This window comes from Kribbella sp. NPDC051586, assembly GCF_044453965.1.
In the GTDB taxonomy this organism is placed as follows: Bacteria; Actinomycetota; Actinomycetes; order Propionibacteriales; family Kribbellaceae; genus Kribbella.
This window is the reverse complement of sequence record NZ_JBITDF010000005.1, coordinates 803927-826590: the sequence shown is the minus strand read 5'-3', so window position 1 is coordinate 826590 and position 22664 is coordinate 803927. Positions and strand designations below refer to the sequence as shown.

The following is a 22664-nucleotide window of genomic DNA, read 5'->3' as shown; positions in this document are numbered from 1 at the left end:
GTGGGCACCGTGCCCAAACCAACCGAGGACGCCGCCCACAAGCGTCCGAAGATCGTCACCAGCAGGCAGCGGGTCACGTGGGTGGCGCTGGCACTGCTGGTGCTGCTCGTGGCCGGCGCCGTGTGGGGCATGTCGATCGGGAGCCAGCACATCTCGCTGACCAGCTTGCCGGGCGCACTCGGCAAGGCCGACACCCCCGACGAGCTGATCCTGCAGTCGATCCGGATGCCGCGGGTGGTGCTGGCGCTGTGCGTCGGCGCCGCCCTCGCGGTGGCCGGTGCGCTGATGCAGGCGGTCGCGGCGAACCCGCTGGCGGCACCGGAGATCATGGGCGTCAACGCCGGTGCGGTGTTCGTCGTCGTCATCGCCATCACCATCGTGCCGTCGCTGTCGGGCGCACCGACGATCCTGCTCGCGTTCGGCGGAGCAGCAGCAGCCGGTGTCTCGGTGATGCTGCTGGCCGGATCGGGCCGGGGCCGGGTCAGTCCGGTCCGGCTCGCCCTGGCCGGCGTGACGGCGAGCAGCCTGCTCATCTCGCTGACGCAGGTGCTGATCATCTTCGACGAGAACTCCACCGACAGCGTGTTGTTCTGGCTCGTCGGCGGCGTCAACTTCGCCAGCTGGCAGGACGTCCGCAACCTGTTGCCCTGGCTGGTGCTCGGACTGATCGGCGCGTTCGCGATGGCCCGCCCGCTGAACCTGCTCGCCCTCGGCGAGGACATGGCCCGCGGTCTGGGCCAGAACGTCGAGCGCACCCGGATCCTCGGGTCGGCACTGGTGATCGTCCTGTGTGGCGCCGCCGTCTCGGTTGCCGGTCCGGTCGCCTTCATCGGCCTGATCGTGCCGCACATCATGCGCCGGCTGGTCGGCTCCAGCTACACGGTCCTGCTGCCGCTGGCCGCGCTGGGCGGCGGCGTGATGGTGCTGTACGCCGACATCCTGTCCCGCTACGTCAAGCCGCCGTTCGAGGTGCCCGCCGGCGTCGTCACCGCCCTCATCGGCGCACCGATCTTCGTGTTCCTCGCACGCAGGCAGAAAGCGACCTCCTCATGACGACTACGGCGATTGTCGCGCAGCGGGTACGGCGTACGTCGCTCGCGCAGAAGCATCCGGCGGTTCTGATGGGGTCGCTCGGTGTGCTGGCGCTGGTGCTGAGCTTCTACAGCCTCAGCGTCGGCGCGACCGATGTCTCGATGAGTGACGTGTTCCGGGCCGTGATCGGCGAAACCACCGATCAGGCCGCGCAGATCGTGGTGCAGTTCCAGTTGCCGCGGGTGTTGCTCGCGTGGCTCGTCGGGATCGCGCTCGCGGTGTCGGGAGCGGTCATGCAGGGCGTCATCCGCAATCCGCTCGCCGCACCCGACATCATTGGCGTCACCAAGGGAGCGGGATTCGCCGGGATGCTGTTGCTGCTGGCGATCCCCGGCCTTCCGGTGGTTGCCGTCGTACCGGCGGCCTTCATCGGTGGTCTCGCTGCCGCCGGACTGGTGTACCTGCTCGCCTACCGCCGCGGTGCGACGCCGGTGCGTATCGCGCTCGTCGGTATCGCTGTCAGCGCGGCCTTCGAAGCAGGTATCCGCTTCCTGCTGGTGCGCAATCCGCTCGATGTGAGCGCGGCGCTGATCTGGCTGACCGGCAGTCTGTTCGGCCGGTCGATGAGCTCCGTCCTCGAGATCCTCCCGTGGGTCGCCGTGCTGGTGCCGCTGATCGTGGTGTGGGCGCGCAAGCTCGATGTACTCGGGCTCGGCGACGACCTCGCGTCCGGACTCGGTGAACCGGTCGAGAAGACCCGCCGGCTGTTGCTGTTCTTCGCCGTCGCACTGGCCGCCGCGGCAGTCGCGGTGGCAGGGACGATCGGTTTCGTCGGCCTGATCGCGCCGCACATGGCCCGCCGCGTGTTCGGCGGCAAGCACCTGGCGTCGATCCCGGCCGCCGCCCTCTTCGGCGTACTGCTGATGCTGATCGCCGACATGCTCGGCCGCGGGCTCGCCCCGCCGCTGGAGATCCCCGCCGGTCTGGTGACAGCCGTCGTCGGGGGACCGTACTTCCTGTACCTGCTCGTGAAGACCGGAAAGTAGGAGAACGCCATGCGACTGCAGGCTGAAGGCGTCGAACTGGCGTACGACCGCGCGGTCATCGCCAAGAACCTGACGCTGACGATCCCGGACGGGAAGGTCAGCGTGCTGATCGGTCCGAACGGTTCGGGCAAGAGTACGGCGCTCCGCGCGCTCGCGCGGCTGCTGCCACCGTCGAAGGGGCAGGTGGTCCTGGACGGCAAGTCGATCCACGACACGCCCACCAAGGAGGTCGCCCGGCTGCTGGCGATCCTGCCGCAGGTGCTGATCACGCCGGAGTCGATCTCGGTCGAGGACCTGGTCTGGTTCGGCCGGCATCCGCACCGGACGTCGCTCAAGGTGCCGAGCGCGGAGGACAAGGAGGCCGTCGAGTGGGCGCTGAAGGTGACCCAGACGGCGGAGCTGCGGCACCAGCACGTCGACCAGCTGTCCGGTGGTCAGCGGCAGCGGGTGTGGATCGCGCTCTGCCTCGCGCAGGGTACCGACCTGATCCTGCTCGACGAGCCCACGACGTACCTCGACGTCGCCTACCAGCTCGAGGTGCTCGACCTGCTGCACCAGCTCAACCAGGAGCAGGGCAAGACGGTCGCGATGGTGCTGCACGACTTCAACATGGCCGCGGAGTACGCCGATCACGTGTTCGTGATGAAGTCCGGCGCGCTCGTCACCCAGGGCTCGCCGGAGGACGTGTTCACCTGCGACATCATTCGCGACGTGTTCGGGGTGGAGTCGAAGGTCGTCCCGCATCCGGTGAGTGGTAAACCGATGTGTATCCCGCTGCGCGCCGGCCTCCGGGCGCAGCTGTCCGTCGCTACTGGATAAGTCGCCACCGGATAGGAGTACTGCATGACGTTGAGTCCCGCGGAAATCGCCGAGCGGTCCGAGGCGGTCGCGCCGAGGCTGCGCGAGCACCTGCCGCCGACGCCGTTCGTCCGGTTCGACGCGTTCAGCGACGAGGTCGGCGCCGAGGTGCTGGTGAAGTGCGAGCACCTGCAACGCACCGGCTCGTTCAAGGCACGCGGTTCGATGGCGAAGATCCTGACACTGACCGACGCACAGCGAGAGGCCGGCGTGGTGACCGCGTCGACCGGGAACCATGGTCTCGGTGTCGGCAACGCGCTCGCCACCCTCGGCGGGCACGGCATCGTGTACCTGCCGGAGAACGCGTCGCCGAGCAAGGTGGCCGCGCTGCGCCGGATCGGTCTGGAGATCCGGGCCGAGGGCAACGATTCCGGCGTACTCGAACCGAAGGCCCGGGCGTACGCCGCGGAGCACGACCTGACCTACGTTCCGCCGTACAACGACCCGGATGTGGTGGCGGGGCAAGGCACCGTCGCGGTCGAGATGCTCGAGCAGCTGGCCGGCGAGCCGCTCGACGCGGTCGTTGTCGCGGTCGGTGGCGGCGGGCTGATCAGCGGGGTCGCGTCGGTGCTGAAGAAGCACCTGCCGGGCATCCGGGTGTACGGCGCTTCGCCGGTGCGCGACGACGCGATGGCGGCGTCGGTGCGGGCCGGCGAGATCATCCAGATCGACGCCCAGGAGACGCTCTCGGACGGTACGGCGGGCAGCGTCGAAGCCGGAAGCATCACCTTCGGGCTGTGCCGCGAGCTCGTCGACGACTGGGTGCTGGTGAGCGAGGACGCGATCAGCGCCGGCCTGCGGATGGTCATCGACACCGAGCACCAGCTGATCGAGGGATCCGCCGCGATGGCGTTCGCAGCGGTCCGCGAACGGCGGGCCGAGCTCGCCGGCCAACGGATCGCCGTGGTGTCGTGCGGTGGCAACATCTCGAGCAAGACCCTGGTGGCCGCGCTGGCCTAGAACTTTTCCGGGCACCCTCCCAGGCCGGGGCGCCCGAGACGACTCCCTGATCGTCTCGGGCGCTTCGGCCTGCCTTGTTCACAAGGGTTTTCGCCGATCCGGGCCGTTGACACGTCTGGAACGACGTAACTATCGTTACGTGCAGCATATGTTTCATCTAGACGTGAGGATGTGAGTGATGGACGCGGCAACTTCGGCGTTGATCATCGCGACGTTCGTCGCGTGCTTCGTGGAGATGGTCGAGGCGACGACGATCGTGATGGCGATGGGGTACACCCGGAGCTGGCGATCGGCCCTGACCGGAACCTTCGCGGCACTCGGCGTACTCGCGGTCGTGACGCTGGCCGCCGGGTATGCCCTGGCGACCTGGCTCCCGGAGTCGGCACTGCAGCTCGCGATCGGCGGTCTGCTGCTGATCTTCGGGCTGCAGTGGTTGCGGAAGGCGATCCTGCGCTCGTCGGGCCGGAAGGCGGTCCACGACGAGGATGCGATCTACCGCGAAGAGGTCGAGGCGGCCAAGGCGGCCGGCGGGACCGGCAAGGGTCTGGACATGTTCGCCTTCATGGTGTCGTTCAAGGGCGTGTTCCTGGAGGGCATGGAGGTGGTCTTCATCGTGCTGACCTTCGGCCTGAATGCGAACAACATCCCGGCGGCCGGCGTCGGTGCGGCCGCGGCGGTGGTCATCGTGCTCGGTATCGCGATCGCGCTCCGGCGGCCGCTGTCGATGATCAACGAGAACCTGCTCAAGTACGGCGTGGGCCTGCTGCTCGCGTCGTTCGGGACGTACTGGGCGGTCGAGGGCATCGGCATCTTCCGCGACGGCCGGGAGAGCCTCGGCTGGCCGGGCCACGACGTGATGATCCTGGCCCTGATCGCGGCCTGGTTCCTGCTCAGCCGGATCTTCGTCGCCGCGCTGCGCAAGCCGGCCGTCCCGGCGGCGCCGATTGCTGTGGAGGTGCAGAAATGAAGTTCCTCAAGTCCTTCGGGCAGTTCTGGTACGACTTCATCATCGGTGACGACTGGAAGATCGCGGTCGCCGTCGTGCTCTCGCTGCTGGTGCTGCTGGCGGCGATGCTGTCCGGCGCGTTCAGCGACACCGTGCTGACGCTGCTCGGCGGCGTGCTGATCGTCGTCGCGTTCAGCATCAGCCTCGCGATCGACGTCCGGCCGAAGCGGCGATGAACGCGGCTCACCGGCTCTGTAGTGGAAATGACGTCTTCACTAAATCTCGTAGTGAATGCTACAGTGCCGGTGAGGCGCTCATCCAAACCGTGGAGGTTCCAGATGCGTGACACCGCCGAAATCGTGCTCGGGCTACTGCCGCCGGACGTTCAGTACGGCGACATCCGGGTGATCCGGCGTACCCACGAGCAGGTGCTCGTCGAACTCGACGGTCCGGGCGAGGTGAACTACGACGACTCCCTCGGCCTCGGGCTGCGGGTGCTGATCGACGGCCAGTGGGGCTTCGCGGCCACGCACCGGCTCGACCCGCAGGGTCTCGACGCGGTCGTGTCCCAGGCGGTCGGCCAGGCCCGCGCGACCGGAGGCGGCGGCCACGTCGTCCTCGGTACGCCGGTCACCACCCGCGACACCTGGTCGTCGCCGATGGACGTCGACCCGTTCACCGTGCCGCTGTCGACCAAGCTCGACCTGCTGTCCGCCGCCGTGAAGGAGGCGTCGACGGCCGGTCCGCTGGTCCAGCAGATCGAGGCGTCGATGGACTTCTACCGCGACGAGAAGGTGTTCGCGAACACCGAGGGCGCGCTGATCGAGCAGACGCTGACCGAGAGCGGCGGCGGCCTGATGGTCAACGCGGGCGACGGCAACGACGTACAACGCCGCTCCTTCCCGCAAGGTGTGCCACGGCAGATCCGCGGGCAGCGCGGCGACTTCGCGACCGCCGGCTTCGAGCACGTGCTGTCGCTCGGCCTGGTGGAGAACGCGGCCCGCGTCGCGGCCGAGGCGGTCGAGCTGCTCTCGGCTCCGCAGTGCCCGGACGAGGTCACCACGCTCATTGCTGGCAGCAACCAGTTGGCGATGGTGCTGCACGAGTGCGCCGGCCACCCGATGGAGGCCGACCGGGCGCTCGGTACCGAGGCGAGCCTGGCCGGCGGGACGTACGCGACACCGCAGCGACGCGGCAACTTCCGCTGGGGCACGCCGATCGTCTCGGCGTACGCCGACGCGACGATCCCGGGCGCGCTCGGATCCTTCAAGTACGACGACGAGGGCACGCCGTCACAGCGCACCCAACTGGTCAAGGACGGCATCTTCCTCGGCTATATGTCGAGCCGCGAGTACGCCGGCGCGCTCGGGCTGGAGTCGACCGGGCAGGCCCGCGCCGACGGCTGGCAGCGGCTGCCGCTGGTGCGGATGACCAACATCTGCCTGGAGCCGGGGGAGTCCTCGCTCGCGGAGATGATCGACGGCACCAAGCGCGGCATCCTGGTCGACATCAACCGCGGCTTCTCGATCGACGACCAGCGGATGAACTTCCGGTTCCAGACCGAGATCGGCTGGGAGATCCGGGACGGCAAGGTCGGCCGGATGCTGAAGAACTGCACGTACCAGAGCGACACCCCGACGTTCTGGGGGAGTCTCGACGCACTCGGCGGCCCGTCCGAGTGGAGGGTGCACGGTGTCCCGTCGTGCAACAAGGGTGAACCGCTGCAGGTGGCCCACGTCGGCCACGGGACCGTACCCGGCCGCTTCCAGAATGTGCAGGTGGGACGATGAGCATCGAGCAGACCGACGTCCAGCAGGCGCTGGAGATCCTCGGTGCGGGGACCCGCCTGGACATCCTCGGGGAGAACGCGGACCTCCTGCGGTACGCCGAATCGGAGATCACCGCCCAGCACAGCGAACGCCGGTTGCGCGTCCGCGCCCGCATCAACCGCGACGGCCGCTCGGTGGCCGGCTCCTTGGAGACGCTGGACCCTGACGCCGTGCGTGTCCTCGCCGACCGTTTGCACGCCGCCCTGGGCGAGCTCCCACCCGGTACTTCGGCCGCCGCTCCGGTTGCGGATCACTCTGCTGCGACTCCGGACGTCGCCGCGGCCTCCTCGGTCCTCGAGTCCGACCCGGCGGTCCGGCACCAGTGGTTCAAGACGGTGCGGGACGGTCTCGACTCCAGCGCCAAGCTCGGTGGCGCGATCCGGTACGACGTGCTCGACCGCGTCGTCGCGGACTCGACCGGGCTCTTCCGCGCCGAGACGTTGACCAAGGCATCGATCCAGGCGATCGCCAAGCAGGACGGGAAGTCGGCCAGCGTACGGATCATGCACCGCGACGCGGACCAGATCCCGGTCGACGAGATCCCCGGCCGGCTGCGCGAAGCGCTCCGCCCGCTCCCGATGGTCCAGGCGCAGCACGGGACCTGCCGGGTGCTGCTGAAGCCCCAGGCGGCCAATGCGTTGATCGCCACCTACGGCTACGCGGTCCTCGGCGCGAACGCGTACGCGACCGGCCGGTCCGCGGTCTCGGGCCGGCTCGGCGAGAAGGTTGCGAGCGACCTGATCACGCTGGTCGACGACGGCTGTGATCCGGACGGTCTTCCGAGCGGTTTCGATGCCGAGGGCAACGTACGGCGCAGGACCCCGCTGCTCGAGAACGGCGTACTCGTCGGTGTGGTGTCGGACCAGCGGCGTGCGGCTCTCACGGGCGGGGTGCCGACCGGTCACGCCGTACCCGACGGGTGGCGCTTCGGTGGCGATCCCGTCCCGTCGCATCTGCTGCTCGACGCGGGGGAGTCGACCGACGACGAGTTGCTGGCCGACTGCGGTAGCGGGCTGGTGGTGAACCGGCTCGACTATCTGCGGGTCCTGCATCCCAAGGAGACGCTGGTGACCGGTACGACGCGCGACGCGACGTACTGGGCCGAGGACGGCAAGATCGTCGGCTGGCACCCGCAACTGCGGTTCACGTTCCGGATGGAGGACGTGATGAACGCGGTCATCGGTGTGGGGTCGGTGCGGGAGCGGTGTGACCAGACGTTCATGGAGAGCGTCGTCGTACCGTCACTGCTGATCGACGCCGGACCGCTTACTCTCCCCTGATCCAGCAGCGCCCCGCGTGTACGTGCTCAAGTCCGCGGGGCGCTGCTGCTCCATTGTTCTAGGACCTTGTATGCCTGTGGTGACGCAGATCCTGGCCGGCCATTTGCTGACGTCGTCCCAGGGCAATCCGGCGTTCTGCTCCGTCTTGCTGGTCGAGAGCGGCGGGCGGCTGGCCCTGTTCGACACCGGCCATGCCGGGCGACGGCGTCACCTGCTCTCTGGGCTGTCGGCGTACGGCGTGACACCTGGTGAGGTGGAGAAGGTGGTGGTCTCGCATGGTCACTGGGACCACGTCCAGAACGCCGACCTCTTCCCGTCGGCCGAGATCCTGATCCATCCGCTGGAGCTTCGCAATCTCAGCGACCCGCCACCCCACGACCTGGGGACGCCTCGCTGGGCGCGCGCGATCCTGGACGAGTTGGATGTCCACGAGGTCGTCGAGGGCGATGAGGTGCTGCCCGGTGTGCGGGTGCTGGAACTGGGCGGCCACACCCCTGGCTCGATCGGTCTCCTGGCGGATCGATCGGTGCTTGCTGCCGACGCCGTGCCGACGCTCGAGGTGTTGCGGGCCGGGCGGGCCGGCGGGCACCCCTATGACCAGTCCCGGGCCGACAGCGCAGTCTCCCGGGTCGCCGCGCTCGCTGATGTCGTGTATCCAGGCCATGACCGGATGCTGCGACGTACGGCGGGCGGTGACTTCGAGCACGCCGAGGACGCGGTCCCGTTGACGTTCCGCGTTCCCTGACCGAAGGAGCCCGTCGTGGAGCAAACCCCCAGCATGGTCGCGGACCCGCCCGCCATCGACATCGTGGCCGCGAGACAGCTCCTGCTGTCGGAGTACGGCGTGGATGCCGAGCTCGCGGACCTTCGCAGCGAGCGGGACCGCAACTTCCTCGCGGAAGGTCCCCGCCTGGTGCTGAAGGTGTCGAACTCAGGCGACGACACCGACCAGATCGCGATGGAATGCGCCGCCATGCGCCACGTGGCCGAGGTCGATCCGGCGTTCCCGATCCCGCGGCTGCTGATGACGGGCGACGGCCGGCCGACATCTACCTGGTTGTCGGATGACGGTCGGTCCCACCTGGTCCGCGTTGTCTCTGTGGTGTCTGGTCAGGACGCGGATCTGGTCGCCTTGCCTGGTTGGTTCGCGGGCGAGTTCGGCGCTGTGTGCGGACGGCTTGCCCGGGCGTTGCAGGGCTTCGGGCACCCCGCGGCGTACCGGCGGCTGGACTGGGATCCGCGGCACGTGAGCAGCCTGGGACGGTACGTCGACCAGGTGCCGAACGAACGCCGCCGGGACGAGTTGCGCGCACTGGTCCACCGCTTCGAGCGACTCGAGGACGCCACCCGCGGACTACCCGCCTCGGTCTTCCACGGCGACGTGACGTTGAGCAACGTGCTCATCGACGACGTCGCGATCACCGGCGTGATCGACTTCGGCGACATGCACCACACCGCGCGCGTCGCTGACCTGGCCATCAGCCTGACTTCGCTGCTGCGCGAGTCGAGTGAGCTGTGGACGGATGCTCGGCAGTTCCTCGACGCCTACCAACGGGTCCTGTCGCTCGAACCCGCCGAGGTCGAGGTGCTCGGCGAGCTGGTGGTGGCGAGGTCGCTCGCGAGCATCCTGATCTCGGCCTGGCGGGCGCCGCTCTACCCGGACAACGAGGAGTATCTGACCAGCCTGGTGGCCGGCAGTTGGCACATCCTCGACGAGCTGGGCGACCTGGACCCGGCCGCCCTCGCCGCCCGCTTCCACCGGTTGTGCGGCACCTCCCGGGTCATCTCGGCGTCTCCTCCCAACCTGCTCGAGCGGAGGAAGGCTGTGCTGGGCGGGGATCTTGCTCCGCTGTTCTACCAGGAGCCGTTGGAGGTGGTGCGCGCGGCGGGCGCCTGGATCCACACTGCGGACGGGCGGCGGTACCTGGATGCCTACAACAACGTTCCTGTCGTCGGCCACGCGCATCCCGCCGTCGTACAGGCGATCTCGCGGCAGGCCGCCGTACTCAACACCCACTCGCGCTACCTGCACCCGAACGCGGTCGAGCTGGCGGAGCGGTTGATCGCCACCATGCCGGACGGGCTCGACACGGTCGTGTTCGCCAATTCGGGCAGCGAGGTGAACGATCTCGCCTGGCGGATGGCGCGGGTAGTGACCGGGCGCGGTGGGGCGATCGCGGCCGACCTGTCGTACCACGGGGTCAGCGAAGCGACGGCAGCGTTCTCGACCAACACCTACCCGCCGTCCGCCCGGCCGGCGCACGTCGCGGTCTTCGAGGCGCCGCGTGGTGTGGACGACGACGGGGCTGCTGCGGTTCGGCGCGTTCAAGAGGCTCGCGAGGAGTTACGGCGCGCTGGGCACGACGTCGCGATGCTGGCGGTCGACAGCGTGTTCAGCAGCGCGGGGATCCTGACTCCGCGGGACGACTTCATGTGTGGTCTGCAGGACGAGGTAGGCGCTGCGGGCGGGTTGTTCCTCGCCGACGAGGTGCAGGCCGGCTTCGGGCGGGGTGGGCGGAACCTCTGGCGCTTCCAGGACTTCGGACTGACGCCGGACTTCGTCACCCTCGGCAAGCCGATGGGCAACGGCCATCCGGTCGCGGCGCTGATCACCCGGCGCGAGATCGCGGCCGAGTTCACCAGGATCGACGAGTACTTCAGCACCTTCGGCGGCAATCCGGTGTCCTGCGTCGCGGCGCTCACGGTGCTGGACGTAATCGAGGAGTCAGGCTTGGTACGCCGTTCGGACTCCGTCGGCGCCCTGCTGCGCAAGGGCCTGCAGGAGTTGGTGCCCGATGTCGCGGTCCGCGGACAGGGGTTGATGGTCGGGGTGGAGCTGCCTGGCGCGGCCGGCTTCGCCGAGCGCCTGCGCGAGCACGGCGTCCTGGTCGGAACCACCGGACCCGGTGGCGGTGTGCTCAAGATCCGCCCCCCGCTGATCTGGGGACCCGAGCACGTCGAACACTTCCTCGCAGCGTTCGCCGCATCGCAGCTTGCACTAATCTGAGGCGCGTGCGTGAACTCGTTGTGCTGGGCACCGGTAGTCAGGTGCCGTCGCGCGAACGCACGCAGAACGGCTACTTCCTGCGCTGGGACGACGAGGGCTTTCTGTTCGATCCCGGCGAGGGCACGCAACGGCAGATGCTGTACGCCGGGGTCGCGGCCGGTGCGATCACGCGACTGTGCGTGACGCATTTCCACGGTGACCACTGTCTCGGCGTGCCGGGGATCGTGCAGCGGTTGTCGCTGGACGACGTACCGCATCCGGTGCGGGCGCACTATCCGGCGTCGGGGCAGACGTACTTCACCCGCTTGCGGTACGCCGCGTCGTTCTTCGAGAGGGCCGAACTGCTCGAGGAGCCGGTGGAGGAGGACGGCCTGCTCTCGGTCGGGTCGTTCGGTCAGCTGTGGGCGCGGCGGCTGGAGCACTCGGTCGAATCGTTCGGCTACCAGTTGATCGAGCCCGACGGCCGCCGGATGCTGCCGGACAAGCTGGCCGCTCACGGAATCGTTGGCCCGGCCATCAGCCGTCTCCAGCACGCCGGCTCTGTCGACGTGGACGGCCGTACAGTGCGGATCGAGGACGTCAGCGAGCCTCGGCCCGGTCAGCGTTTTGCGTTCATCATGGACACCCGCCTGTGCGAGAACGTACTGCGCCTGGCCGAGAACGCCGACCTGCTGGTGATCGAGTCGACGTACCTTTCGCCGGAGGCCGATCTGGCCCGTCGTTTCGGGCATCTGACCGCCCGGCAGGCCGCTCGCGTCGCCGCCGAGTGCGGCGTCCGCAAGCTGGTCCTGACCCACTTTTCCCAGCGCTACCTGGAACCTGAGAGTTTTCTCAGTGAAGCCGCCGCCGAGTTCGACGGCGAGATCGTCGTCGCCTCCGACCTGTCTCGCACCCCGGTACCGTCGCGCCGCTAGGGCGAACAGTGGATGACGAGACGGCCAACAACGTCTCTCCCCGGCAACCTCGTGATTAATATCGGCGACGAATTGATCTGCCCAGCCTCAGGAGCAACATCTCGTGCGCACCCCCCGTCCGCTGCCGGCGGCCGTCTCGCTGGTAGCCGTAGGCGCGGTAGTCGCATTGGCGATCTGGCGGCCCTGGCAGGATTCCGCCGCCGACGCGGCCGGTGGCCCACCCGAGGTCGCGGTGTCCCGGAGCCGGTGCGGCCAGGGCTGGACCAACGCCAGGACCGGCCGGCAAACCATCACGCTGCACAACACCGGTGATGCGGCGGCCGAGGTCGACCTCGTCGAGGTCGGCAGCAACAAGGTGTACGGCGAAGTCGAGGGCCTCGGCCCGAACACGAGCGCGCCGATGGACGTGCAACTCGGCGCCGGACGGTACGCGATCCGGTGCCTGATCGAAGACACCGACGCCATCACCGGCCCCACGGTCACGATCGCGGGCGACGCGAAGGGCGGCCCGGCCGCGGTCGCCGTCACCAAGAACGACATGTTGCCGCTGGTGAAGCAGTACGAGGCCGAGGTCGCCACCGGCGTCGCGAGTCTGGCCGTCAAGACGGACAAGCTGCGCGCCGACGTGGACGCCGGGAACCTGGCGGCAGCCCGGGCCGACTGGCTGCCCGCGCACCTGGCGTACAACTCGCTAGGCGCGGCGTATGACGCGTTCGGCGACTTCGCGGCCAAGGTCGACGGATCCGGCGGCTTCCATCCGCTGGAGAAGGGCCTGTGGCACAACGCCTCCGCCGCCGCCCTCAAGCCGATCGCGGATCACCTGGCCGCCGACGTACATGGCCTCCAGAAGGACCTGCCCAACGAACAGGTCGATCCGAGCGATCTAGGCCTGCGCGCCCACGAGATCATGGAGAACGCCCTCCAGTTCGAGCTGACCGGCGAGAACGACCAAGGCAGCGGTACGTCGCTGAACACCGCACTGGCCAACCTGGACGGCACCGCAAAGGTACTGGCCATCCTCGACCCGGTTCTCGAGTCCCGCGACCCCGACCTGCCCGAGGTGCAGAAGTGGGAAGCGCGGGTGCGTGTTCTGCTCACCGCGCACCGGAACACCCCGGTCGCCCAGCTGGACCGCACCACCCGGGAACAGCTCAACGGCGCGGTCGGTGAACTGTTGGAGAAGCTCGCGCCGGTAGCGGCGATCTGCGAAGTCCGGAGAAGCTCATGAGTGACGTCGGCCGCCGATCCTTCTTGCGCGGCGCGCTCGCCGGCGCCGGCGCGGCAGCGGTGACCGGTGCCGGTACTGCGGCTGTGACTGGGTCGGCCGGCTCGACTGCCGTCGCGGCTCCGGCGACCGCCGTACCGTTCCACGGGGAGCATCAGGCAGGCATCACCACCGACCAGCAGAAGCAGGCGATCTTCGCGTCCTTCGACGTGATCGCCGCGAACAAGGCCGAGCTCACCGACCTGTTCAAGACGCTGACCGAGCGGGTGCGGCTGCTGACCTCGGGCGGCGCGCTTCCGCCGCTGGGTATCACCGCTCCGCCGGCCGATTCCGGCGTACTCGGGCCTGACATGCCTGGTGACGATCTGACCGTGACCGTCGGCGTCGGATCGTCGCTGTTCGACCACCGGTACGGACTGAAGGCGCTCAAGCCCGCGAAGCTCAAGCCGATGAAGGAATTCCCCAACGACAGCCTGGACGACAGCCAGTGCCACGGGGATCTGAGCCTGCAGCTGTGCGCGTCCGAGAGTGACATCGTGCTGCACGCGCTGCGCGACATCGCCCGGCACACCCGCGGCGCGATGCAGCTGCGCTGGCGGGTCGACGGCTTCCAGAGCCCGCCGCGGCCGTCCGGCACGCAGCGCAACCTGATGGGCTTCAAGGACGGCATCGTGAAACCGGCGGTCGCCGATCACGACAAGCTCGTCTGGGTCGGCCAGGGCAACGGCGAGCCGGCCTGGACCGAGGGCGGCAGCTACCAGGTGCTGCGGCAGATCCGGATGCTGGTCGAGTTCTGGGACCGGGTGTCGGTCGGCGAGCAGGAGAACATGTTCGGCCGCCGGCGGGACTCCGGCGCACCGCTGGACGGCAACAGCGAGACCGACATTCCGGACTACGCGGCCGACCCGACCGGCGGGGCGATCCCGCTGACCAGCCACATCCGGATGGCCAATCCGCGTACCACGAGTACTGCGGCCAGCCAGTTCCTGCGCCGCGGCTACAACTACGACAAGGGCACCGACCCGGTCGGTGACCTGGACATGGGGCTGCTGTTCTGCGCCTACCAGCAGGACATCGCCCGGCAGTTCGAGGCCGTGCAGACCCGGCTGATCGACGAGCCACTCGTCGACTACATCCGGCCGGTCGGTGGCGGCTATTTCTTTGTGCTTCCCGGTGTTCGGGACGGCAACGACCACTTCGGGCGGTCGTTGCTCGGATGATTCATCTCAGAGGAGAAGGCATGCGCGCAAGACTCCGTGTCCTCGCCACGGCCGGTGTGGCCGCGACGAGCTTGTTGCTGGCCGCCTGCAGCGGCGCCGGCAGCAATCAGGGCAGCGCCAGTCAGGGCAGCAATGATCAGGGCGGCGCCGCTCAGGTGGCCAACGCCGCGTTCTCGTTCCCGACGGTGCACCCGTCGACGCCTATCCAGCACGTAGTGGTGATCTTCGGCGAGAACATCTCGTTCGACCACTACTTCGGGACCTACCCGTACGCGACCAACCGCGACGGCACGAAGTTCACCGCCGCACGGAACACGCCCAAGGTGAACGGGCTGTCCACGAAGCTGCTGGTGGCCAACCCCAACGCCTACAACCCGAAGCGGCTGGCGCCGTCGCAGGCGCTGACCTGCGACCAGAACCACGGCTACGGTCCGGAGCAGAAGGCCGTCAACGGCGGCAAGATGGACAAGTTCGTCGAGAACACCGAGACCGACAAGTGCACCGGTCAGCCGGTGCTGTTCGGCGAGCCGGGCCTGGTGATGGACTACTACGACGGCAACACCGTCACCGCGATGTGGAACTACGCGCAGCACTACTCGCTGAACGACAACTCGTACGACACGGTCTACGGTCCGTCCACCCCGGGCGCGCTGAACCTGATCTCCGGCCAGACCCACGGGGGCCAGGCCGTCGATCCGAAGACCGGCAAGCCGACCACCGACGCGTACGCCGTGCAGTCGCCGGACAAGAACGGGATCGGCACGATCACCAACGACCCCGACCCGTACTACGACGACTGCGCCAACAACAACGGCAAGTCGACGAACAACCTGGCCGTCATGCACGGGCAGAACATCGGTGACCTGCTCAACCAGAAGCACGTCACCTGGGGCTGGTTCCAGGGCGGCTTCAAGCCGACCGGCACCGCCAACGGCAAGGCAGTCTGTGGCTCGACGCACCCGAACGTCGGCGGCATCGCGGCGACCGACTACAGCCCGCACCACGAGCCGTTCGAGTACTACAAGTCGACGGCGAACCCGAAGCACCTGCCGCCGAGCTCGGTGAAGGCGATCGGCTATACCGACCAGGCCAACCACCAGTACGACACCTCGGACTTCGACGCGGCGCTCGCGGCGAACAACCTGCCCGCGGTCAGCTTCCTGAAGGCCGGCGAGTACCAGGACGGCCACGCCGGGTACTCCGACCCGCTGGACGAGCAGGCGTTCATCGTCAAGGAGATCAACCAGCTGCAGAAGTCCAAGGAGTGGGCGTCGACCGCGGTGGTCCTGGCCTACGACGACTCCGACGGCTGGTACGACCACCAGAAGTCGCCGACCGTCAACGGCTCCAAGGACGCTGCGCTCGACCAGGCGGCGACCTGTGGCAAGGCCCCGGTGTCCGGCGGGTACGCCGACCGCTGCGGCTACGGCCCGCGGCTTCCGCTGCTGGTGATCTCGCCGTACGCGAAGACCAACCACGTCGACCACACGCTGACCGACCAGACCTCGGTGCTGAAGTTCATCGAGGACAACTGGCGGACCGGCCGGATCGGTGACCACTCGTTCGACCAGCGCGCCGGCAGTCTGAACAGCATGTTCAACTTCTGGCAGCGCCCGAGCAAGAACAAGCTGATCCTGGACCCGAAGAGCGGGGCCGTGGTCCGCTAACAGGTTGCAGCGCCCTGATCGGCGAGGAAGTCGTCGATCAGGGCGTTGACCTCTTTCGGTGACTCGAGCGCGGCCAGATGCGCCGACTGCTCGAGTACGACGAAGCGCGCGCCGGGGATCGAATCGGCCATCTCCTCGGTCTCCGCGACCGGGAACGTCTTGTCCTCCCCGCCGGCGACGACCAGGACCGGCGTACGGATCCGGCCGAACAGCGCGCGCTGATCGGGCCGCCGGGGAACCACGCTGGTCACCGCGTGCCGGCCGGAGGTGATGTTCACCCTGCCGGCCAGCTCGTTGACTGTGGCAACTACCTCTGGCTTCTCACGCTGGGCCGTTGGACCGAGGAACGCGTCCCGCACCGGCCCGGTGAGCGGCCCGCGGATCCCGCCGAGGAGTTGCGCGGAACGGGTCAGTACGCCGTACTCGAATCGTTGCCGGCGGCCCGCAGGTGAGGCGGTGGCGTTCATCAGGACGGCGATGCCGGTGCGGTCGGGATGCAAGGCCGCGAACGTGCCGCCGATCATCCCGCCCCAGCTGTTGCCGATCAGGTGTGCTTTGCCGACGCCGAGGTCGTCGAGGATCTGGGCGATCACCTGCGCGCATTGGCCGAACGTGAACGGTCCGGTCAGCGGTTGACTGCCGCCGTGGCCGGGCGGGTCGACGAGGATCACCTGGAAGCGGCCGGCGAAGTGCGCGGCCTGGGCGGACCAGAGCGTGCCGTCCATCAGCAGGCTCGGCCAGAACAGCATCGCGGGCCCGGATCCGTTGATGCGTAACCGGATCCGGCCCAGCACGGTCTCGATGTACCGATCCTGCATGCCTGAACGGTACCGGTCAGGACGGCGGGATCGACGCAGCCAGGCGCGTCGCCAGGTCGCGGACGCGCTCGATCAACTCCGGCGGCGACTGGATCTCGAACGGATGATCCAGCCGACCGAGGTAGAAGGCGATCTCGTCGAGGGAGTTCGCGCCGGTCTCGACCAGCGTCGTCGCCACAGCGCCGGGATCCCGGTCGCCGCCGCCCCGGTCGTCCATACCAAACGGTTTGGTATGGACGCCGTCGATCGGAGTCACCGTCGCGACGCTCGGGCCGAAGCGGTCGGCCACCTGCTCGGCCGGTGCGTGGACCAGGATGCGCGCCCGGTAGCGGTAGCCGCCGTGCGCGACACCACGGTTCGTGGTCGCGAGGTCCGGTACTTCTTCGCGCGGCGTGAATCGCGGGCCGGTCGGGATCCGCGGCTCGAGCCGGTCGAGGCGGAACGTCCGCCAGTCGGTCCGGTCCAGGTCCCACGCGACCAGGTACCAACGCCGGCCGGTGTGCACGAGCCGATGCGGCTCGGTCGTCCGGGTGGTCGCCGTACCGTCGTGGTTGCGGTAGTCGAAGCGGAGCCGCTGGTGATCGCGACAGGCAGCCGCGACCGCCAGCAGTACGTCGGGTTGGACGGACGGACCGCCTGCCGGCGTGACGGCGATCTGCTGGAGGAGCTCGATCCGGTGGCGGAGTCTGGACGGCAGGACCTGCTCTAGCTTGGTGAGCGCCCGGACCGACGACTCCTCGGTGCCGGCCACCGTACCGCTCGCGGCGGCGCGCAATCCGATCGCGACCGCGACGGCCTCCTCGTCGTCCAGCAGTAGCGGTGGAAGCGCCGCGCCGGAACCGAGTCGATAACCCGCGACCCCGGGTACGGCGTCGACGGGATAGCCGAGGTTGCGGAGCTTGTCGACGTCCCGCCGGACGGTACGGACACCGACACCGAGCTCGCCGGCCAGCGCGGCGCCGCTCCACTCCTTGGGCTGCTGCAGGAGCGAGAGCAGTTTGAGCAGTCGTGCCGAGGTCTCGAGCATGTTCTGAAGTCTGTCATGGAGCTAGGGCCGAAGCTGTCCTAAGCAGGTGACAGAGTTCTAGACATGATCAAGCCCTTCACGATCGACATCCCGCAGAGCACGCTCGACGACCTCGCCGCCAAGCTGGCGAGCACCCGACTCCCCGCGCCGCTACCCGGTGACGACTGGAACACCGGCGTGCCGGTCAACTGGCTGTCGTCTCTGGTCGACTACTGGCGGACCTCGTACGACTGGCGCGCCGCGGAGAAGGAGCTGAACTCGTACCCGCAGTTCATCACCGAGATCGAGGGTCAGCAGATCCACTTCATCCACGTCCGGTCGGCCGAGCCGGATGCGCTGCCGCTGATGCTGACGCACGGCTGGCCGGGCTCGATCGTGGAGTTCCTGGACGTGATCGGACCGCTGACGGACCCGGTAGCGCACGGCGGGCAGGCCTCGGACGCGTTCCACGTGGTGATCCCGGCGCTGCCCGGGTTCGGGTTCTCCGGGCCGACCGCGGACGACGACTGGACGTTCCCGCGGATCGGGCGTGTGTGGGCCGAGCTGATGAGCCGGCTCGGGTACGAGCGGTACGGCGTACAGGGCGGTGACCTCGGCGGGTCCGTGTCACCGGAGGTCGGGCGGTCCGCTCCGGAGCGCGTGGTCGGCGTACACACCAACGGCGGGACGAACCTGCCGCCGATGGAGCTGTCCGAGGAGGAGTTGAAGTCGCTGACGCCGCTCGAGCAGGACAAGATGGCGCGGATCGGCCGGTTCATGCAGGAGGAGTTCGGCTACATCTCGATCCAGTCGACCCGGCCGCAGACGCTGGCGTACGGACTGGTCGACTCGCCGGTCGCGCAGCTGGCCTGGATCATGGACAAGTTCAAGGCCTGGACGTTCCCGGCCGAGACGTTGCCGGAAGCAATCATCAGCAAGGATCGGCTGCTCACGAACGTGATGATGTACTGGCTGACCGGCACCGGCGGATCCGCGGCGTACATCGGCTACGCCCAGCCGCGCTCGTGGGCGCCGCGGCCGGACTCCGGCGTACCGACGGCCGTCCTGGCGCTCGCCCACGACGTCGCGATCCGCCGGTACTGCGAGACGTCGAACACGATCACGCGCTGGACGGACGTCGACCACGGCGGCCACTTCGCGGCGCTGGAGGAGCCTGAGCTGCTCGTCGGCGACGTCCGCGAGTTCTTCCGCGAGCTGCGCTGATCGTCGGGCAGTCAGTCGAAGTCGGTCGAGGTGGTCAGGTGCGACCATGCGGCGGCTTCCTCGGCGCGGGAGTTGGAGGCGCGGTCGGCGTGGGTGAGCGCATCCCTGCCGAGCAGCAGACGGAGCGGCGGGTTGTCGAGGTCAACGATCTGGAGGATCGCCTCGGCAGCCTTCGCCGGGTCGCCGGGCTGCTTGCCGTCGGTCTCCAGGCGGTAGCGGTTCATCTGCCCGACGGTGGAGTCGTAGTCCGGGTGCACTTCCGCGAGCTGCATCGACGAGCCGCCCCAGTCGGTGCGGAACGCGCCCGGCTCAACGAGTGTCACCTTGACCCCGAACGGTCGAACTTCGTTGTTGAGCACCTCGGAGAACCCTTCGACCGCGAACTTCGCGGTCTGGTACGCGCCCATCCCGGGCGTGCCGCCGACCCGCCCGCCGACCGACGAGAACTGCAGGAAGTGCCCGCTCTTCTGCTCGCGGAACACCGGCAGCGCTGCCTTCGTCACGTTGACGACGCCGAACAGGTTGGTCTCGACCTGCGCCCGGAAGTCCTCGTCGGGGGTCTCCTCGATCGGGGCGCTGTTGGCGTAGCCGGCGTTGTTCGCGACCACGTCCAGGCCGCCGAACGCGTCGAGGGCGGTCCGTACTGCGGCGCGTGCGGCCGCGGGGTCGGTGACGTCGAGAGCGACGGCGCGGATCTGCTCGCCGTACTTCGCGACCAGGTCGTCGAGCTGCTCGGGCCTGCGCGCGGTGGCGACGACGCGATCGCCGGCGGCCAGCACGGCCTCGGTGAGGGCGCGACCCAGGCCGCGGGAGCTGCCGGTGATCAGCCAGATCTTGCTCATCATCATTCCTAACTAACCAGTTGGTTGGATCTGGTTCCAGTTAACCAACTGGTTGGTTGGAAATCAACTGACCAGTTGGTTACCCTGGCCACATGCAGCAGCGCAACGCCGACCGGACCAGGGCGCGGATCCTGGCGGCGGCCATCGAGGAGTTCGCCGCCCGCGGGATCGCCGGGGCGCGGGTCGACCGGATCGCCGAGGTGGCCGGATGCAACAAGGCCATGCTCTACGCGTATTTCGGCAACAAGGACGACCTGTTCGACGCGGCGTTCGGTGCGTCGGTGGAGCAATACCTCGAGGAGGTCGGGTTCGACGTCGACGACCTCCCGGCGTACGCGGGCCGGGTGTTCGACTACTTCGAGGCGCACCCGGAGCGGCTCCGGCTCTCGACCTGGTACCGGCTCGAGCGGCCGTCCGGTCAGCCGCTGGAGGCGATCGTCGCGGTCAACCACAGCCGGCTGGACGAGTTGCAGCGCGGGATGCGGCGGCGCGCGGTGCCGCGGCAGTTCACCCCTGTCAGCCTGCTGTCGCTGATCCAGGCCATCGCGACGAGCTGGTCGTCGATGAACCCCGAGTTCGGCGTCGATGAGCCGAACGCGATCGTGCGGCGTCGGGCCGTGGTGATGGCCGTGCAGAAGATTCTCAGCTGATTCATTGGCTGGCCCGATGGAGTTCTCAGTCTGGTGCGCTCTACTCGAAGGCAGAGGGAATTGGCTGAGGAGGGCACCGGAGATGAACGAGAGCGCTGGACCTGGACCGTACGACGGTGGGCAGTACGGAGGAGGTTGGCCGCCGGCGCATGGCGGGTACCCGCAGTATCCGCAGAACGGGCCGCACCCGCAGCAGCAGGGGCCGCAGTACCAGCAGTACCAGCAGGGCCCGCAGTACCAGCAGGGCCCGCAGTACAACCCGCAGTACCCGTTCCCGCCGAAGCCGCCGAAGAAGCGCGGCCGCCGGCTGCTGGGAGCCGGGGCGCTCGGGCTGGCGGCGGTCGTCGTCGCGGGTTCGGTTGCCTGGGGCATCGACCAGCACAGCGCCGGGAACAGCTCGCAGCTGTCCCAGAAGGCGTTCGACGCGTCGTCGGTCGCGGCGAAGATCTCGCCAGGACTGGTCGACGTGAACACCGTGCTCGGCTACGAGAACGCGCGGGCCGCCGGCACCGGGATCGTGCTCACCGCCGACGGTGAGGTGCTCACCAACCACCACGTGGTCGAGGGCGCCACGGCGATCACGGTGACCGACATCGGCAACGGGAAGACCTACACCGCGAGCGTCGTCGGGTACGACGAGCAGCACGACATCGCCGTACTGAAGCTGAAGGACGCGTCCGGGCTGCAGACGGCGAAGACCGGGAACTCCGACCAGGTCAAGCTCGGCGACCAGGTCGTCGGAGTCGGGAACGCGGGCGGCACCGGCGGTACGCCGAGCTACGCGGCCGGCAAGGTGACCGGCCTGAACCAGGCGATCACCGCGACCGACGAGAACGGGCAGGACCCGGAGAACCTCACCAACCTGATCGAGACCGACGCGAACATCCAGGCCGGCGACTCCGGTGGCCCGCTGGTGAACGCGAACGGCGAGGTCGTCGGAGTGGACGTCGCGGGCGGCAACGGCAACAACGGCGGGCAGGGACGGCCGGGTCAGACCGCGGTCACCTCCGGCGCGACGGCCACGGCGACGCTGGCGGCGGCCGGATCCGGGAGCGACAACGGCTACGGCAACGGCTACGGTTACGGCTCGCCGTTCGGCGGAGGCGGCTTCGGGAACGGGTCTGGCAACGGCTCCGGCGACGGCTCCGGCTTCGGTGACGGCAACGGCTCAGGCAACAGTTCTGGCGACGGCTCCGGCTTCGGTGACGGTAACGGCTCAGGCAACGGTTCTGGCGACGGCTCCGGCTTCGGTGACGGCAACGGGTCAGGCAACGGATCCGGCGACGGCTCCGGCTTCGGTGACGGCAACGGGTCAGGCAACGGTTCCGGCGACGGGTCGGGGAACGGCCAGGGCGGTTCCGGGTCCGGGGCGACCGCCGAGGGGTACGCGATCCCGATCAACCAGGCGCTCGGCATCGCGGAGCAGATCGAGAGCGGTAAGGCGTCGGACGCCGTACACATCGGGGCCTCCCCGATGCTCGGTGTCTCGGTCGTGACCAGTCAGGGCACCAGCGGCGCGGTCGTCGGCGATGTACTCGCGGACGGTCACGCGGACGAGGCGGGCCTCGAGGCCGGTGACGTGATCACCTCCTTCGCCGGTCACTCCGTCGACTCGCCCGACACGCTGTCGACGCTGCTCAACAACCAGCACCCCGGTGACAAGGTCGAGGTCGGCTGGGTCGACCAGTCCGGCCAGACCCACAAGGCCACCATCGAACTCATCACAGGCCCGGTCCGCTAAGTACGCAGCGCTACCCCCCGCTGCAGCGGACCGACCCGATCGGGCCCGACGCTCCCCTCCCCCTCAGAGCGCCCCGGGCCCGATCGGCACTTTCACGCCCACATCCCCCGCCCCACCCCTCCTCCCTTCGTGTAACCAGGCGAGAAGGATCATCCCGCGCGGATAACCCCTCGCCCTCCCCAAAGAACCCCCTGCCCCCGGCCCGGGTTGCCCGGGTTGCCCGGGTTGCCCGGGTTGGCCGGGCTGGCCGGGCTGGGCTGGGTCGGCCGGGGTCGGCCGGGGTCGGCCGGGGGTGGCGGGGGTTGGCCGGGGTGGCGGGTTCGAGCCGAGGGGTTATCCCCTCGGGTTGCCGGTTCTCGGCTCGTGTGAGAGGGGAGAAGGGGCATTTCGCGGGGATAA

Annotated in this window: 20 protein-coding genes; 17 read left to right on the top strand and 3 right to left on the bottom strand. The window is 68.7% G+C overall.

From position 1 onward, the window contains the following. Positions 1 to 9: 9 nt before the first annotated feature. From ACIA58_RS37685 to ACIA58_RS37620, 14 genes are all read left to right on the top strand, one after another. Positions 10 to 1053: a FecCD family ABC transporter permease gene (locus ACIA58_RS37685; RefSeq protein WP_396408642.1), complete on the top strand. Its 1044-nt coding sequence runs from the start codon at positions 10 to 12 to the stop codon at positions 1051 to 1053. Beyond that, on the top strand, positions 1050 to 2078 hold the full coding sequence (locus ACIA58_RS37680) for a FecCD family ABC transporter permease (protein ID WP_396408641.1): 1029 nt from the start codon (positions 1050 to 1052) through the stop codon (positions 2076 to 2078). The genes ACIA58_RS37685 and ACIA58_RS37680 overlap by 4 nt, the downstream gene beginning before the upstream one ends. A 9-nt stretch (positions 2079 to 2087) precedes the next feature. After that, positions 2088 to 2897 (top strand): ABC transporter ATP-binding protein, encoded by an 810-nt coding sequence (locus tag ACIA58_RS37675; protein ID WP_396408640.1) that lies wholly within the window; start codon positions 2088 to 2090, stop codon positions 2895 to 2897. Positions 2898 to 2921: 24 nt separating this feature from the next. Next, positions 2922 to 3896, top strand: coding sequence for a pyridoxal-phosphate dependent enzyme (locus tag ACIA58_RS37670; RefSeq protein ID WP_396408639.1), 975 nt, complete (start codon positions 2922 to 2924; stop codon positions 3894 to 3896). A 178-nt stretch (positions 3897 to 4074) separates the two neighbouring features. Further along, entirely contained in the window at positions 4075 to 4863 is a 789-nt protein-coding gene (locus tag ACIA58_RS37665) for a COG4280 domain-containing protein (protein ID WP_396408638.1), read from the top strand. After that, on the top strand, positions 4860 to 5078 hold the full coding sequence (locus ACIA58_RS37660) for a hypothetical protein (RefSeq protein ID WP_396408637.1): 219 nt from the start codon (positions 4860 to 4862) through the stop codon (positions 5076 to 5078). Before ACIA58_RS37665 ends, ACIA58_RS37660 begins: the two co-directional genes overlap by 4 nt. A 102-nt stretch (positions 5079 to 5180) precedes the next feature. Continuing rightward, complete coding sequence (locus tag ACIA58_RS37655; protein WP_396408636.1) at positions 5181 to 6632, top strand: TldD/PmbA family protein; 1452 nt, start codon at positions 5181 to 5183, stop codon at positions 6630 to 6632. Further along, positions 6629 to 7951, top strand: coding sequence for a metallopeptidase TldD-related protein (locus ACIA58_RS37650; protein WP_396408635.1), 1323 nt, complete (start codon positions 6629 to 6631; stop codon positions 7949 to 7951). Before ACIA58_RS37655 ends, ACIA58_RS37650 begins: the two co-directional genes overlap by 4 nt. A 70-nt stretch (positions 7952 to 8021) precedes the next feature. Continuing rightward, complete coding sequence (locus tag ACIA58_RS37645) at positions 8022 to 8696, top strand: MBL fold metallo-hydrolase (protein WP_396408634.1); 675 nt, start codon at positions 8022 to 8024, stop codon at positions 8694 to 8696. Between the two features lie 15 nt (positions 8697 to 8711). Beyond that, entirely contained in the window at positions 8712 to 10958 is a 2247-nt protein-coding gene (locus ACIA58_RS37640) for an aminotransferase class III-fold pyridoxal phosphate-dependent enzyme (RefSeq protein ID WP_396408633.1), read from the top strand. Positions 10959 to 10963: 5 nt separating this feature from the next. After that, positions 10964 to 11872: a ribonuclease Z gene (locus ACIA58_RS37635; protein WP_396408632.1), complete on the top strand. Its 909-nt coding sequence runs from the start codon at positions 10964 to 10966 to the stop codon at positions 11870 to 11872. A gap of 103 nt (positions 11873 to 11975) precedes the next feature. Further along, a complete protein-coding gene (locus ACIA58_RS37630) occupies positions 11976 to 13100 on the top strand; it encodes an EfeM/EfeO family lipoprotein (RefSeq protein WP_396408631.1) in 1125 nt (374 codons plus the stop codon). Next, a complete protein-coding gene (efeB, locus tag ACIA58_RS37625; protein WP_396408630.1) occupies positions 13097 to 14317 on the top strand; it encodes an iron uptake transporter deferrochelatase/peroxidase subunit in 1221 nt (406 codons plus the stop codon). Before ACIA58_RS37630 ends, efeB begins: the two co-directional genes overlap by 4 nt. A gap of 20 nt (positions 14318 to 14337) precedes the next feature. Then, positions 14338 to 15984: a phospholipase C gene (locus ACIA58_RS37620; RefSeq protein WP_396408629.1), complete on the top strand. Its 1647-nt coding sequence runs from the start codon at positions 14338 to 14340 to the stop codon at positions 15982 to 15984. On the opposite strand, the gene ACIA58_RS37615 is transcribed toward ACIA58_RS37620, so the two are convergent. Both ACIA58_RS37615 and ACIA58_RS37610 read right to left on the bottom strand, forming a co-directional pair. Then, positions 15981 to 16802 (bottom strand): alpha/beta fold hydrolase, encoded by an 822-nt coding sequence (locus ACIA58_RS37615; protein ID WP_396408628.1) that lies wholly within the window; start codon positions 16800 to 16802, stop codon positions 15981 to 15983. The genes ACIA58_RS37620 and ACIA58_RS37615 overlap by 4 nt on opposite strands. A gap of 16 nt (positions 16803 to 16818) precedes the next feature. Beyond that, positions 16819 to 17829 (bottom strand): helix-turn-helix transcriptional regulator, encoded by a 1011-nt coding sequence (locus tag ACIA58_RS37610; protein WP_396408627.1) that lies wholly within the window; start codon positions 17827 to 17829, stop codon positions 16819 to 16821. A 63-nt stretch (positions 17830 to 17892) separates the two neighbouring features. On the opposite strand from ACIA58_RS37610, the gene ACIA58_RS37605 reads away from it, so the two are divergent. Beyond that, positions 17893 to 19032 carry an epoxide hydrolase family protein gene (locus ACIA58_RS37605; protein WP_396408626.1) on the top strand — a complete coding sequence of 380 codons (1140 nt, stop codon included), beginning with the start codon at positions 17893 to 17895 and terminating at the stop codon, positions 19030 to 19032. A gap of 11 nt (positions 19033 to 19043) precedes the next feature. On the opposite strand, the gene ACIA58_RS37600 is transcribed toward ACIA58_RS37605, so the two are convergent. Next, positions 19044 to 19874 (bottom strand): oxidoreductase, encoded by an 831-nt coding sequence (locus ACIA58_RS37600; RefSeq protein WP_396408625.1) that lies wholly within the window; start codon positions 19872 to 19874, stop codon positions 19044 to 19046. A gap of 92 nt (positions 19875 to 19966) precedes the next feature. Here ACIA58_RS37600 and ACIA58_RS37595 point away from each other — a divergent pair, with 92 nt between their 5' ends. Continuing rightward, positions 19967 to 20524, top strand: a complete 558-nt coding sequence (locus ACIA58_RS37595; protein ID WP_396408624.1) for a TetR family transcriptional regulator — start codon at positions 19967 to 19969, stop codon at positions 20522 to 20524. A gap of 82 nt (positions 20525 to 20606) precedes the next feature. Beyond that, a complete protein-coding gene (locus tag ACIA58_RS37590) occupies positions 20607 to 22265 on the top strand; it encodes a S1C family serine protease (protein WP_396408623.1) in 1659 nt (552 codons plus the stop codon). Positions 22266 to 22664 lie beyond the last annotated feature (399 nt).